The organism is Alicycliphilus sp. T452 (assembly GCF_054512775.1).
This window is the reverse complement of sequence record NZ_JBTNEH010000013.1, coordinates 56472-70343: the sequence shown is the minus strand read 5'-3', so window position 1 is coordinate 70343 and position 13872 is coordinate 56472. Positions and strand designations below refer to the sequence as shown.

General features: G+C 68.8%; 14 protein-coding genes. 6 read left to right on the top strand and 8 right to left on the bottom strand.

Translation table 11 applies throughout. The features are described from left to right. Positions 1 to 328: 328 nt before the first annotated feature. Positions 329 to 553 carry a YdcH family protein gene (locus ACX12L_RS13060; RefSeq protein ID WP_459263032.1) on the top strand — a complete coding sequence of 75 codons (225 nt, stop codon included), beginning with the start codon at positions 329 to 331 and terminating at the stop codon, positions 551 to 553. 56 nt (positions 554 to 609) lie between these two features. On the opposite strand, the gene yddG is transcribed toward ACX12L_RS13060, so the two are convergent. Further along, a complete protein-coding gene (yddG, locus tag ACX12L_RS13055; RefSeq protein WP_459262986.1) occupies positions 610 to 1506 on the bottom strand; it encodes an aromatic amino acid DMT transporter YddG in 897 nt (298 codons plus the stop codon). Between the two features lie 96 nt (positions 1507 to 1602). Continuing rightward, positions 1603 to 2403 (bottom strand): enoyl-ACP reductase FabI, encoded by an 801-nt coding sequence (fabI, locus tag ACX12L_RS13050; protein WP_459262985.1) that lies wholly within the window; start codon positions 2401 to 2403, stop codon positions 1603 to 1605. 45 nt (positions 2404 to 2448) lie between these two features. On the opposite strand from fabI, the gene ACX12L_RS13045 reads away from it, so the two are divergent. The 5 genes from ACX12L_RS13045 to ACX12L_RS13025 are packed head-to-tail and all read left to right on the top strand — an operon-like array spanning position 2449 to position 8497. After that, entirely contained in the window at positions 2449 to 4272 is a 1824-nt protein-coding gene (locus ACX12L_RS13045) for an extracellular solute-binding protein (RefSeq protein ID WP_459262984.1), read from the top strand. Positions 4273 to 4317: 45 nt separating this feature from the next. Continuing rightward, positions 4318 to 4779 carry a methyltransferase family protein gene (locus ACX12L_RS13040; protein WP_459262983.1) on the top strand — a complete coding sequence of 154 codons (462 nt, stop codon included), beginning with the start codon at positions 4318 to 4320 and terminating at the stop codon, positions 4777 to 4779. Positions 4780 to 4796: 17 nt separating this feature from the next. Continuing rightward, positions 4797 to 5834: a microcin C ABC transporter permease YejB gene (locus tag ACX12L_RS13035; RefSeq protein WP_459262982.1), complete on the top strand. Its 1038-nt coding sequence runs from the start codon at positions 4797 to 4799 to the stop codon at positions 5832 to 5834. Further along, positions 5800 to 6858 (top strand): ABC transporter permease, encoded by a 1059-nt coding sequence (locus ACX12L_RS13030; RefSeq protein ID WP_459262981.1) that lies wholly within the window; start codon positions 5800 to 5802, stop codon positions 6856 to 6858. The genes ACX12L_RS13035 and ACX12L_RS13030 overlap by 35 nt, the downstream gene beginning before the upstream one ends. 1 nt (position 6859) lies before the next feature. After that, on the top strand, positions 6860 to 8497 hold the full coding sequence (locus ACX12L_RS13025; RefSeq protein WP_459262980.1) for an ABC transporter ATP-binding protein: 1638 nt from the start codon (positions 6860 to 6862) through the stop codon (positions 8495 to 8497). On the opposite strand, the gene ACX12L_RS13020 is transcribed toward ACX12L_RS13025, so the two are convergent. The 6 genes from ACX12L_RS13020 to soxY form a co-directional block, all read right to left on the bottom strand. Next, positions 8498 to 9604 carry a YeeE/YedE family protein gene (locus tag ACX12L_RS13020; RefSeq protein ID WP_459262979.1) on the bottom strand — a complete coding sequence of 369 codons (1107 nt, stop codon included), beginning with the start codon at positions 9602 to 9604 and terminating at the stop codon, positions 8498 to 8500. A 113-nt stretch (positions 9605 to 9717) separates the two neighbouring features. Continuing rightward, positions 9718 to 11445 (bottom strand): thiosulfohydrolase SoxB, encoded by a 1728-nt coding sequence (gene soxB, locus ACX12L_RS13015; protein ID WP_459262978.1) that lies wholly within the window; start codon positions 11443 to 11445, stop codon positions 9718 to 9720. A 17-nt stretch (positions 11446 to 11462) separates the two neighbouring features. Next, positions 11463 to 12143 (bottom strand): sulfur oxidation c-type cytochrome SoxX, encoded by a 681-nt coding sequence (gene soxX / locus ACX12L_RS13010; protein ID WP_459262977.1) that lies wholly within the window; start codon positions 12141 to 12143, stop codon positions 11463 to 11465. A 17-nt stretch (positions 12144 to 12160) separates the two neighbouring features. Then, entirely contained in the window at positions 12161 to 12964 is an 804-nt protein-coding gene (soxA, locus tag ACX12L_RS13005; RefSeq protein WP_459262976.1) for a sulfur oxidation c-type cytochrome SoxA, read from the bottom strand. Between the two features lie 67 nt (positions 12965 to 13031). After that, positions 13032 to 13343, bottom strand: coding sequence for a thiosulfate oxidation carrier complex protein SoxZ (gene soxZ, locus ACX12L_RS13000; protein WP_459262975.1), 312 nt, complete (start codon positions 13341 to 13343; stop codon positions 13032 to 13034). A 30-nt stretch (positions 13344 to 13373) separates the two neighbouring features. Further along, entirely contained in the window at positions 13374 to 13841 is a 468-nt protein-coding gene (soxY, locus tag ACX12L_RS12995) for a thiosulfate oxidation carrier protein SoxY (RefSeq protein ID WP_459262974.1), read from the bottom strand. Between the last annotated feature and the right edge of the window lie 31 nt (positions 13842 to 13872).

Genomic DNA, 13872 nt, shown 5'->3' with positions numbered 1-13872 from the left:
GCTCGCCGTCCAGCGGCTCGGCGGGCCAGCCCGCGGTGAACCCAGGCGGGTGCGCGTATCGGCAGATCGAGAACTATCAAAATCCATAGCTGCCAACGCAGGATAGATGAGCGCTTCAGGCGAAAAACGCACCAGGGAGCGTGGCCGCCTTCAAGCGGGCCTGGGTGGGTGGGGCGCATGGCTTGTCCTGGGCCGATGGGCGGGCGGGGTGCTCGCCATGGCAGTGCTCGCCGCTTGCCATAAGTCAATCGACCGTGCAGCCGCCGTGGTGGCGGGCGGGGGGTAAACCCGTAAACTGTACATGTCAACCACCACCCAAGGAGCACCGATGTTTCCCGAGTACCGCGACCTGATTACCAAGATCAAGGGCCAGGACCTGCACTTCACCCGGCTGTTTGACAAACACAACGACCTCGACCAGCGCATCAAGAACATGGAGGCGCGCATCGTCGCGGCCACGATGCATGAGATCGACACGCTGAAGAAGGAAAAGCTGCTGCTCAAGGACCAGATCTACGCCCATCTGCGCCGCGTGGAGGGCGCGCAGGCCTGATTCCTGGCCCGCCAGCCAGCCAGCGAGCCGGGAAGCCCCCGGCTTTTTTCATCTGTTCAGCGGTTCGGGCCTGCTTCGCGCGTGGCCAGCCAGCACAGGATCGCGCCGCCGCACACCATGGCCGCGCCCTGCCAGAAGGCCAGGGGCAGCGGCGTGCGCAGCAGCAGCATGGAGAGGGCCGCGGAGAAGACCGGGATGAAGTACGAGGCGCCGGCCAGGATGGTCACGTTGCCGTGCAGGATGCCCACGTTCCAGGCCCCGTAGCCAAAGCCCATGGCCGCGGCGGCCAGCACCAGGTAGACGACGGCCTCGAAGCCGAACACCATGGCCCCGCCGCCTTCGAGCAGGTACTTGGCCCACAGCGCCACGGACACCAGCACGAAGAACAGCGTGACGCCGTTCTTGCCGCACGCGATCCTGGCCGTCACCGTGCAATAGGCTGCCCAGATCAGCGCGCCCGCGAAGGCCAGGCCGTAGCTCAGCGGGTTGTCCTGCACGTTGTCCATCATGCCGGGCAGGTCGAACCCCTGCTCGCCGCCCAGCACCCGGCCGATGCCAATGATGGACAGCACGAACCCGGGCACGATCAGGAAGTTGGCCCTCTGCCGGTTGAACAGGATGGCCGCGACGATGGTGAAGGTGGGCCACAGGTAGTTGACCATGCCCACTTCGATGGCCTGGCGGCTGGTGTTGGCATAGCCGATGGACAGGGACAGGCACAGCTCGTAGGCCACGAACAGCAGGCTGCCCCAGGCCAGGTAGCGCCGGGGAAACGCGCGCAGCCCGACCCAGCCCACGGACAGCAGCAGGAACACCGAGGCCACGCTGTACATCATGGCTGCCCCGCCCGTCGGCCCGAGGTGGTCGCTGACGCTGCGGATCAGGCCGACGATGGCGCTCCACAAAAAGATGGCGACCAGCCCGATCAGGGTGGCCTTGTTCCGGTTTTTCATTCTTTCGGGGGCGGCGGCGATGGATGGGAGAGCCCTTGCAGGCGTAGAAAAGCCCCGCTGGCCGCGAAACCAGCGGGGCTTTCCTGCGGGTGTGCCTTACACCTGGTCGGCGCTCAGCCCCGCCGTCTGGCTGAAGCCGCCGTCCACGTAGGTGATCTCGGCCGTCACGCCGCTGGCCAGGTCGGACAGCAGGAAGGCCGCCACGTTGCCCACGTCCTCGATGGTCACGTTGCGGCGCAGCGGGGCGGCGTCGGCCACGCGGCCGAGCAGCTTGCCGAAGTCCTTGATGCCGCTGGCGGCCAGGGTCTTGATGGGGCCGGCGCTGATGCCGTTGGCGCGGATGGCGCGGCCATCCTGCGTGCGGCCCACGGCCTCGGCCAGGTAGCGCACGCTGGCTTCCAGGCTGGCCTTGGCCAGGCCCATGGTGTTGTAGTTGGGGATGGAGCGCAGCGCGCCCAGGTAGCTCAGCGTGAGCAGCGACGACTTGTCGTTGAGGTAGGGCAGGGCGGCCTTGGCCATGGCCGGAAAGCTGTAGGCGCTGATGTCGTGCGCGATGCGGAAGCCCTCGCGCGAGAGGCCCTCCAGGAAGTTGCCGGCGATCGCCTCGCGCGGTGCGAAGCCGATGCTGTGCACGAAGCCGTCGAACCTGCCCCAGGCGGCGGCGAGGCCCTCGAACATCTTCTCGATCTGCGCGTCGTCGGCCACGTCGCAGTCGAAGACGAGCTTGGAGCCGAATTCGGCGGCGAACTCGCTGATGCGGTCCTTGAAGCGCTCGCCCACGTAGCTGAAGGCCAGTTCGGCCCCCTGCTGGTGGCAGGCGCGGGCGATGCCGTAGGCGATGGAGCGGTTGGACAGCACGCCCGTGATGAGCAGTTTCTTGCCGGCAAGGAAACCCATTGTTGTTCTCCTGAGGATGCGGTGTGTGTAATGCAGAATTGTCGCATGCGGTATCGGCTGATCTGTTCACTGTCCTTCCTGTGCCTGGCCCTGTACTCCGGCTCGCCCGCGCGTGCGGTGCATGCCTATGCCATGTGGGGCGAGCCGGCGCTGCCGGCCGGCTTCGACCACCTGCCCTACGTGAACCCCGGCGCGCCCAAGGGGGGCGAGCTGCGCCTGGTGAGCAACCTGCGCGCCTCCACGTTCGACAAGTACAACCCCTTCACCATCCGCGGCAACGCGCCGGCCTACCTGTCCGCGCTGATGTTCGACACGCTGCTCAGCGGATCGCTGGACGAGACCGCCACGGGCTACGGCCTGCTGGCCGAGGACGTGGCGGTGGCGCCGGACGGCCTGTCGGCCACCTTCCGCCTGCGGCCCGAGGCGCGCTTTCACAACGGCAAGCCGGTGCTTGCCATGGACGTCAAGCACAGCTTCGACACGCTGGTGGGCCCGTACACCTCGCCCGCGTACAAGACCATGCTCATCGAGGTGGCCGGCGTGGACGTGCTGGACGAGCGCACGGTGCGCTACCGCTTCCACAAGCCCAACCGCGAGCTGCCGCTCACCGTGGGCGGCCTGCCCGTGTTCAGCCGCGACTGGGGCCTGGGCGAGGATGGCCGCCCCAAGCCCTTCGACCAGGTGGTGATGGACGTTCCCATCGGCAGCGGGCCGTACCGCATCGGCCCGGTCAACTTCGGCAAGGACATCACCTACGTGCGCGACCCGCAGTACTGGGCGCGCGACCTGCCCGTGCGCCGCGGCACGGCCAACTTCGACCGCGTGCTGATCAAGATCTACAAGGACAACACGGCGCGCCTGGAGGCGCTGAAGGCCGGCGAGTTCGACCTGATGCGTTTCTTCAGCGCGGGCGACTGGGCGCGGCGCGTGAACGGCAAGAAGTTCGACACGGGCGAGCTGGTCAAGGCCGAGTTCCCGAACAAGCTGCCCACGGGCTTCCAGAGCTACGTGCTCAACACGCGCCGCCCGCTGCTGGCGGACCGGCGCGTGCGCGAGGCGCTGGGCCTGGCGTTCGACTTCGAATGGATGAGCCGCCAGCTGTTCTACGGCGCCTACCAGCGCGTGCGCGGCATCTTCGGCAACACCCTGTGCGAGACGCACGGCAGCCCCACGCCCGCGGAGCTGGCCTTGTTAGACCCCTGGCGCAAGGAACTGCCGCCCGAGGTGTTCGGCCCCATGTACGAGCCTCCGGTCACCCAGGACGCGATGGCGCTGCGCGGGCACCTGCGCCGCGCCCTGGCGCTGCTCAAGGAGGCCGGCTGGGAGGTGAGGGACGGGGTGCTGCGCAACGCCCGGGGCGAGCCCTTCGTGCTGGAGTACATGGACAGCAGCGAGGGCGGCGTGCGCACGCTCTCGTCCTGGCAGCGCAACCTGGCCAAGCTGGGCATCACGCTCAGGTTCCGCTCGGTGGACTTCGCGCTGTACCAGCAGCGGCTGCAGAAGTTCGACTTCGACATCACCACCATCGCCTACCAGGGCACGAACAACCCGGGCCAGGAGTTCGCGGACCTGTTCGGCAGCAAGGCGGCGGACCAGGAGGATTCGGGCAACTTCCCCGGCGTGAGGAACCCGGCCGTGGATGCCGCGATCCGCGCCATGGTGTCGGCCAGGACGCTCGATCAGATGCTGCCCGCCTGCCACGCGCTGGACCGCATCATCGCCCACGAGCATTACCTGATACCCCAATGGTCGGCGCCCACGCACCGCATGGTCTACAACGCCTGGCGCCTGGCGCGCCCGCAGGTGGTGCCGCCGTACTCGCCGGGCGAGATGTGGGTGGTGGATACCTGGTGGGCGCAAAAACCATAGCTGGTGGCGCTCGACTGGCAAGGATTTCGCACTGTTTTGACCCAAATGTTCAACCTAGAGCACAAGATCCCCCCGCCGGTCGTAGGCCTGGCCTGCGCCGGCCTGGCATGGTGGCTGGCCCGCGCCGTGCCCGCACTTGCGCTGCAGGTGCCGGGGCGGCTGGCGCTGGTGGCCGTGCTGGCGTCCGCGGGGCTGGCCCTGGAGCTGTGGGGGTTGTGGACGTTCCGCCGGCACGGCACCACGCTCAACCCGCTGGCGCCCGGGCGCGCCAGCACCGTGGTGCAGTCCGGGCCGTACCGCTTCACGCGCAACCCCATGTACCTGGGCATGGCCGTGCAGCTGCTGGCCTGGTGCGCGTACCTGGGCAACCCGCTGTCGCTGCTGGCGCTGGCGGTGTTCGTGGCCTACATCACGCGCTTCCAGATCCTGCCGGAGGAGCGGGCGCTGGCGCGGCGCTTCGGGGAGCCGTACCTGCAGTTCATGCGCAGGGTGCGGCGCTGGATCTGAACCCATAATCGGCCGCCATGTTCGCCTACATCCTCAAGCGCATCCTGCTCATGCTGCCCACGCTGCTGGGCGTGCTGCTGCTGACCTTCGTGGTGATCCAGTTCGTGCCCGGCGGCCCGGTGGAGCAGTACCTGGCCGAGGCCAAGGCCGGCGCGGCCGGCATGGGCGGCGGCGGCGAGGGCGGCGGCATGGCCTACCGCGGCGCGCAGGGCGTGGACCCCAAGCGCCTCGCGCAGATCAAGCAGCTCTACGGCTTCGACAAGCCCGCGCACGAGCGCTTCGTCCAGATGCTGGGCCAGTTCGCGCGCTTCGACCTGGGGCGTAGCTTCTTCCAGAACAAGGACGTGTGGCAGCTGGTCAAGGAGAAGCTGCCCGTCTCCATCAGCCTGGGGCTGTGGACCTTCTTCATCAGCTACCTGGTGGCCGTGCCGCTGGGCGTGGCCAAGGCGGTGCGCGCGGGCTCGCGCTTCGACCTCGTCACCACGCTCATCATCCTCGTGGGCTATGCCATTCCCGGCTTCGTGCTGGGCGTGGCGCTGCTGGTGGTGTTCGGCGGGCAGCTGCAGTGGTTCCCGCTGCGCGGGCTGACGTCGGCCAACTGGGAGGAGCTGGGCCTGTGGGCCAAGGTGACGGACTACCTCTGGCACATCACGCTGCCCGTCACGGCCATGGTGGCGGGCAGCTTCGCGGTGACGGCCATGCTGACCAAGAACGCGTTCCTCGAAGAGATCCGCAAGCAATACGTGCTCACGGCGCGCGCCAAGGGGCTGGGCGAGCGGCAGGTGCTGTACAGGCATGTGTTCCGCAACGCGCTGATCCCCATCATCACGGGCTTTCCGTCGGCCTTCATCGGCGCGTTCTTCGCGGGCTCGCTGCTCATCGAGACGCTGTTCTCGCTCGACGGCCTGGGCCTGCTGAGCTACGAGAGCGTGATCCGGCGCGACTATCCCGTGGTGCTGGGCACGCTGTACCTGTTCACGCTGATCGGGCTCGTCACCAAGCTCATCAGCGACCTTTGCTATGTCTGGGTGGACCCGCGTGTCAAGTTCGACTGATTCGGTTTCCCTGTCGCCCGCGCGCCGCGCCTGGCTGCGTTTCAAGCGCAACCGCCTGGGTTTCTGGAGCCTGGTGGTGTTCTGCACCCTGGTCGTCCTGAGCCTTGCGGCCGAGCTGGTCAGCAATGACCGGCCGCTCATCGTGCGCTACGAGGGGCAGACCTACTTCCCCATGCTCAAGGACTACCCCGAGACCACTTTCGGCGGCGACTTCCAGACGCCCACCGACTATCTCGACCCTTTCGTGCGCCAGCGGCTGAGCGCGGGCGGCAACTGGGCGCTGTACACGCTCAACCCCTATGGGCCGCAGACCCTGAACTACTTCGCCAAGGAGCCCAACCCCTCGGGCCCCTCGCGCGAGAACTGGCTGGGCACCGACGACCGCGGGCGCGACCTGCTCGCGCAGCTGATCTACGGCTTTCGCGTCAGCGTGCTGTTCGGCATCGCCCTCACCGTGGTGGGCGTGCTGCTCGGCGTGGCGGCCGGGGCCGTGCAGGGCTTCTTCGGCGGCAAGACCGACCTGGCCTTCCAGCGCTTCATAGAGATCTGGGGCTCCATGCCCGAGCTGTACCTGCTCATCATCTTCAGCGCCGTGTTCGCGCCCAGCATCGCGCTGCTGCTGGTACTGCTGTCGCTCTTCGGCTGGATGGGGCTGTCGGACTACGTGCGCGCCGAATTCCTGCGCAACCGCCAGCTCGACTACGTGAAGGCCGCGCGCGCACTGGGCGTGAAGAGCGGCCAGATCATCTGGCGCCACATCCTGCCCAACAGCATGACGCCGGTGGTCACCTTCCTGCCGTTCCGCATGGGCGCGGCCATCCTGGCGCTCACCTCGCTCGACTTCCTGGGCCTGGGCGTGCCGCCGGGCACGCCCAGCCTGGGCGAGCTGCTCTCGCAGGGCAAGAACAACATCGACGCCTGGTGGATCTCCATCTTCACCTTCGCCGTGCTGGTCAGCACGCTGCTGCTGCTGACCTTCATGGGCGACGCGCTGCGCGACGCGCTCGATCCACGGAAGAACTGACATGCGCGCCACCGCCCCGATGAACCCCCAGTCGCCACCGCTGCTGCAGGTGCGCGACCTGCGCGTGCGCTTCGGCGCCAAGGAGGTGGTGCATGGCGTGAGCTTCGACATCGCCCCCGGCGAAAAGCTCGCGCTGGTGGGCGAATCGGGCTCGGGCAAGACGGTGACGGCGCTGGCGCTGCTGCGCCTGGCGGGCGACGCGCAGCTCGAAGGCCGCGCGCTGATGCAGGGGCGCGACCTGCTGCAGCTGCCCGAGCGCGAGCTGCGCGGCGTGCGCGGCGGCGACATCGCCATGGTGTTCCAGGAGCCCATGACGGCGCTGAATCCGCTCATGCCCGTGGGCGAGCAGGTGGCCGAGGTCTTGATGCTGAAACAGGCCCTGACGCAATCCCAGAGCGCGCAAGCAGCTATCGAACTGCTAGCTAGTACGGGCATTCCCGAGCCCGCGCGGCGCGCCGGAAGCTTCCCGCACCAGCTCTCGGGCGGGCAGCGCCAGCGCGCCATGATCGCCATGGCGCTGGCCAGCCGCCCCCGGCTGCTGCTGGCCGACGAGCCCACCACGGCGCTGGACGTGACGCTGCGCGGGCAGATCCTGAACCTGCTGTCCGACCTGCAGCGCCAGACCGGCATGGCCGTGCTGCTCATCACGCACGACCTGCTGCTGGTGCGCCGCTTCGCCGACCGCGTGGCGGTGATGGAGCAGGGCGCGCTGGTCGAGCAGGGCACGGTGGCCCAGGTGTTCGGCGCGCCCCGCCACGACTACACGCGCCGCCTGATCGGCAGCACGCCGCGGCGCGACGTGGTCGAGTCCGAGGTGGCCGAGGGCGCCACGCCCGCCGCCCAGGCCGGGGCCTTGAGCGTGGCCTATCCCGTGCCCCTGCCGGGCTTTCGCGGCTGGTTTTCCAAGGGCGAGTTCGTGGCCGTGAAGGGCGTGGGCTTTCGCATCCAGCGCGCGCGCACCCTGGGCGTGGTGGGCGAGTCGGGCTCGGGCAAGTCCACGCTGGCCCAGGCCCTGCTGGGCCTGCTGCCCGCGCGCGGCGAGCTGCAGGTGGCGGGCCAATCCTGGCAGCAGCCCGCGCAACACAACAGCGCGCACAACCAGCTGCTGCGCCGGCAGGTGCAGGTGGTGTTCCAGGACCCGTTCTCGTCGCTGTCGCCGCGCATGACCGTGGAGGAGATCGTGGGCGAGGGCCTGCACGTGCATGAACCCCGGCTTCCCATCCCCGAGCGCCGCGCCCGCGTGGCCGCCATGCTGGCAGAGGTGGGGCTCACCGAGGCGCAGTTCCCCGGGCTGCTCTCGCGCTATCCGCACGAATTCTCGGGCGGGCAGCGCCAGCGCCTGGCCATCGCGCGCGCCCTGATCCTGGAGCCGCAGCTGCTGGTGCTGGACGAGCCCACGAGCGCGCTGGACGTGACCATCCAGCAGCAGGTGCTGGCGCTGCTGCAGCGGCTGCAGCGCGAGAGGGCACTGTCATACCTGCTCATCACGCACGACGTGGCCGTGGTGCGCGCCATGGCGCACGAAGTCCTCGTGATGAAGGACGGCGAGGTGGTGGAAAGCGGCAGCGTGCGGCAGGTGCTGGACGCGCCGCGCCACCCCTACACGCAGCGGCTGGTGGAGGCCGCCGGGGAGCGGTAGCTACAGGCGTTCCAGCCGCCAGTTCTGGTAGCGCAGGCCCGCCACCGCGCCGCCCATGATGGCCAGCACCGCCGGAAAGCTCGCCAGGTGCAGCGTGGAGATCGCGCTGACCCCCTGCCCGATGGTGCAGCCCATGGCCGTGACGCCGCCCACGCCCATGAGCGCCGCGCCCGCGAGGTGGTGGGCCAGGTCATGGGTGCCCGCGAAGCCCTGCCAGCGGAACTCGCGCGTCCACAGCGCATGCGCGGCCGCGCCCGCGATGACCCCGAACACCGACGCGATGCCCACGGTCAGCACCTTGTTGCGGTCGCTGAAGAACAGCAGCCAGTCGAGCGTGTGCGCGACGGGCGCGGCGAAGCTCAGCGCCTCGATGCGGCCGGTGTAGGTGGCCGCGTACATGTGCTCCAGCGTCTGCGGGTGTTCCTGCACCTCGGCCCAGTGGCCGCTGAGCCACCACGCCGCCACCACCAGCGCGCCTATGCCCGCGCCGCCCAGCAGGCTGCGCGCATCGCGCTGCCCGCCCAGCGCCCAGGCCACCAGCAGCCCGCCCAGCCCCAGGCCCGCGGCCAGGCGCAGCGCTTGCAGGGGCGCGCCCGACCAGCGCGCCAGCACGTCGGGCACGAAGGCCTGCCCCTGCAGCGGCCACTGCACCGCATCGACGGTGAGCACGCGCAGCACGGCCGTGATGCCCTTGAGCGTGGCGAACGCCGCCAGCCCCATCACCAGGAACACCACCAGCGACTTGAGGCTGCCCCCGCCCAGGCGGATCAGGTTCTTGCTGCCGCAGCCCGAGGCGATCACCATGCCGAAGCCGAACAGCGCCCCGCCCACCAGGGCCGAGAGCCAGGGCACGCTGGTGGATGCATAGAGCGTGTCCGCCGGCTCCACCCAGCCCAGCGCGGCCAGCACCGCGAAGCCGCACATGGCCACGCCCACGGCCATGGCCCACTGGCGCATGCGCGACCAGTCGCCCAGGGCCACCGCGTCGCTGATCGCGCCCATGGTGCAGAAATGCGTGTGGCGCGCCACGGCCCCGAACAGGGCCGAGATCACGAAGGCGATGGCGAGGGTGGAGGTGACGAGGGCCTGGAATTCTGCGGGAGGCATGCCGGGGATTCTAGGAACTGGGCATGCGATCGCGCAGGGGCCGATGCAAAAAACTCAAAAATATAGCTGCCAGCGCTTGCCGGACAAGCGCCGGAGCCATTTTTTGCCTGGATTCAGGCGATTCCCGGATTGGGCATCACGTTCTTCAGCGCGGGCTCGTTGAGTTTGCGCGGCGCGATCACCTTCCGGGACTTGAGCCACGGCTCCACCACGTCCCAGATCGGCTTGAGCCCCGCGCTTTTCGCCTCCTCGGCCACGGGCGCCCAGCCGGCTACCTTGTACACGCGGTCGGCCTGCAGGGGCGCGTCGCCCAGGCGCAGGTTGTCGATGCGCCGCCCCGCGCCCGCCGTGGGGTCGCAGGTGTAGCTCAGGCCCCCCACGCGCACCATGTCGCCGCCCTGCTGGTAGTACGGGTCGGGGTTGAAGAGGTTGTCGCACACGTCTTCCAGCACGGTCTTGATGGTGGCGCCGGTCATCTCGGTCACGGTGGCGTAGGAGTACGTGGTGGCCGTCATGTCCATGAGCCACTCGCGCGTGATGTCCTGGCCCGGCAGCAGCGTGGTGCCCCAGCGGAAGCCCGGCGAGAACGCGATCTGCGCGCCCTGTACTTCCATCATGGCGTCCAGCAGGAGCTGGTCGCCCGTGCCGTTGAAGTTGCCGCGCCGGTACAGCGTGCCGTCGGTGCGCGCCAGCACTTCGGCCAGCCTGGCCTCGTAGGGCGCGCGGATGCGCGTGATGAGCGCGTCCATGGCCTTGTCGGCCGGCAGCAGGTTGGCGAACACGGGCAGCAGGCGGTAGCGGAAGTCGCGCACCTGGCCGCCCTGCACGTCGAAGTCGAGCACGCCCAGGAACTTGCCGTTGGAGCCTGCGTTGGTCACGATGGTCTTGCCACCCGCGTTCTCGACCAGGGTGGGCACGGGCATGCCGTCGTGCGTGTGGCCGCCCAGGATGGCGTCGACGCCGCGCACGCGGCTGGCCATCTTGAGGTCCACGTCCATGCCGTTGTGCGAGAGCACCACGACCACCTTGGCGCCCTTGGCGCGGGCCTCGTCCACCATCTTCTGCAGGTTGTCGTCCTGGATGCCGAAGCTCCAGTCCGCCACCATGTAGCGCGGGTTGGCGATGGGCGTGTAGGGGAATGCCTGGCCGATGATGGCGCAGGGCACGCCGTTGATCTCGCGGATCACGTAGGGCTTGAACACCGGGTCGCCGAAGTCGGCGGTCTTGACGTTCTGCGCGACGAAGTCCACCTTGCCCGCGAAGTCCTTCTCCACGATCTCCTGCACGCGCTCCATGCCGTAGGTGAACTCCCAGTGGCCGGTCATCACGTCCACGCCGAGCAGCTTGCAGGCGTCCACCATGTCCTGCGCGTTGGTCCACAGCGACGTGGCCGAGCCCTGCCAGGTGTCGCCGCCGTCCAGCAGCAGCGCGCCCTTGCGGCTGGCCTTCATGCGCTGCACCAGCGTCGAGAGGTGCGCGAAGCCGCCCACGCGGCCGTAGCGGCGCGCGGCCTGCTCGAAGTCGAGGTAGGTGAAGGCGTGCGCGCCGGGCGTGCCGGGGCGCACGTTGACGGATTTCAGCAGCGCCTCGCCCACGAGGTGCGGGCGCTGCCCCTTCATCGCGCCGATGCCGATGTTGACGTTGGGCTCGCGGAAGTGCACGGGCCGCAGTTGCGCGTGGCAGTCGGTCATGTGCAGGAAGGAGACGTTGCCGAAGGCCGGCACGTCGTACAGGGCCTCGCCCGCCGTGGCGGCGTCGGCCCGGGCATGGCGCGAGAGGGCCATGCCGGCCGCGCCGGCGGCGCCCAGCACCTGCAGGAAGTCACGCTTGGAAAGGTTCATGGCACGCCGCGGCGGATTCAGCGGTTGACGGGGGATTTCGGGTCGAGCAGCAGGGCCACGATGTGGCGCACCTGGTTCTCGTCGAGGATGCCGGCATGGCCTGCGCGCGGCATGTTGGAGCAGGCGTTGTAGGCCTTGCTGTTCCAGATCTTGCCCCAGGTGTACTTGACGACCTCTCGCGCCTGCGGGCTATCCGGATCGGTCACGCCGCGGATCCTGCCGTAGTGGTACAGGCTCGGGCCGATGGTGCCGAAGGAGATTTCCTCCTTGGTGATCTGGTGGCAGTTGTAGCAGTTGCCGCCGTTGGCCGCGCCGGCCTTGTCGGTCCAGGTGCGGCCGCGGCCGCTCTGGGCGATCTTCTCGCCTTCCTTCCAGTCGCCCAGGTACTTGCCGTCGGAGGGCCACTTCACGGCCTTCATGTTGAGTTCCTCCAGCGCCCTGGCGCGCTCGGCGGGCAGGGGCTTGCCGGCCACGTCGGCCGCGTCGCAGGCCCGGGTGGTGGGGTCGTCGGCGAAGGCCAGGCTGACCTTGACGATGCCCTTGTCGCGGAACGACTCGCGGACGATCTTCTGCGTCAGCGCGTCCAGCTCAGCGTCCGTCATGCCGCTGCCCTGCGGCATGCTGCCGGCGCAGCCGGCCAGCAGCAGTGCGGCCGAGGCCAGGCCCAGGGAGAAGCGGAAGGGGGTGGTGCGTGTCATCGTGTACTCCCTGTGTCTCAGCGCTTGATGGCCGGAACGGCGGATTTCGTGCCCTTGGCGTTCACCCCGAGGTAGACGCCGAGCGCGATGGTCACGTCGCTCGCGTAGATGGGCTCGGGAAAGCGCTGCTGGCGGTAGCAGTCGTTCAGGCGGTGCTGCATGCTCCACATCTCGCCGCTGGAGACGCGGTAGGCCGGCCAGGCCGCGAAGCCCACGCCGTCGCCCACCTTGCCGCTCAGGTGCGGCAGCTCCTGCAGGCGGATGCGCTTGCCCTCTTCGCCATGGCACGAGGCGCAGGAGAAGTCGTGCGAACCGCCGCGCTGGAAGAACAGGCGCTTGCCCACCTCGTAGAACACGCGCTCCTGCGGCTGCGATTGGGGCAGGTTGAACTTCATGTCCTTGGACTGCGAGCCGACCCAGGTGGCCAGTGCGGTGACGTTGGCGCGCTCGCCCTTGCCCCATGCGCCGTCGATGACCTCCTTCGGGTCGATGCCCTGCAACTGGCTCATACAGGTGACCAGGCGCGACTCCAGGTCCTGCACCCGGCCGGTGTCGGCGAAGTAGCGCGGCAGCTCCACGAAGGCGCCCTTGACCACGCCGGGGCCAAGCCCCAAGTCGCAGCGTTCGAGCGATGCCTTTTGGGGGCCGCGCTTTTGCTTCCACAGGTCCTCGCCCTTGGCTTCGAAGAGTTCGGCGGGGTTGCCGTCCTGCAGCATCTCGCGGTACTCGGCGATGCCGTCGGACGCGGACTTCTGCGCCCACGCGTGGGGCGCGGACGCGGCGAGCGCCAGCACGGCGCACAGTGTTGTCTTTCTTCTCATGGGGCCACCTTTCCTCGTTCTTGTCGTGCGTGCTTGCGCGAAAACCGCCGCCGGCGTTCACACGTTCTCAACTCACCGTGGCTTCGTCGGTGCGCGTGTCGCCCCGGTTGTCCTTCCAGGACACGCTGACCTTGTCGCCGGCCTTGGCGCCCTTGAGCGTGAACTGCATGAAGGGGTTCTTCGACACGGCCGGCCCCCACTCGGCGGTGAGCACGGGCTTGCCGTTGAGGGAGGCGGTGACCTCCTGGATGTACCAGGCGGGGATTGTCTTGCCGGCCGCGTCCTTGCGCTGGCCGGTTTCCATTTCGTGGGCCATGAGCACGCGCACGGTGGCGTTGCCGCCGGAGGCTTGGGCGCGGATGCGCATCGGATCTGCCATGTTCTTCTCCTGTGCAAAGGGGTGGTGGGATCAGCCGCCGCAGCCGCCGAGGGTGACTTTCACTTCCTTCTTGGCGTAGAAGGCCTTGCCGTCGTTCGTGATGGCCACGGCGTACACGTCGGACGACTGGCCGAGCTTGGCGCGCGTGAGGAAGTTGGGCTCCACCGCGTCGGTCACGTTGAAGGCCGCCACCAGGGTGTTGGGGTTCTTCTCCACGAGCAGGAGCAGCTGCTTCACGCCGGCCAGCGTGGTCGCGGCGCCCAGGGGCACCACGGCGCCGTTCTCGGCGATGTCGGGGCCGGTGATGGTCACGTCCTTGCTCTCGGCGGGCGCGCCCGCGCCCAGGGCCTTCAGCACATCGGCCACGCTCTTGGCGTCGAAGGCGTCCTTGTTGTAGGCGAAGGCCGTGCGCGGCAGCACGCCCGCGGCCATCAGCATGCCCGCGACGGCCAGGCCCTGCTGGAGGGCCTGCCTGCGGGAGGTCGTGCGAGAGGTCATCGTTGTCTCCTGTTGCAATGAATCCAAAAAC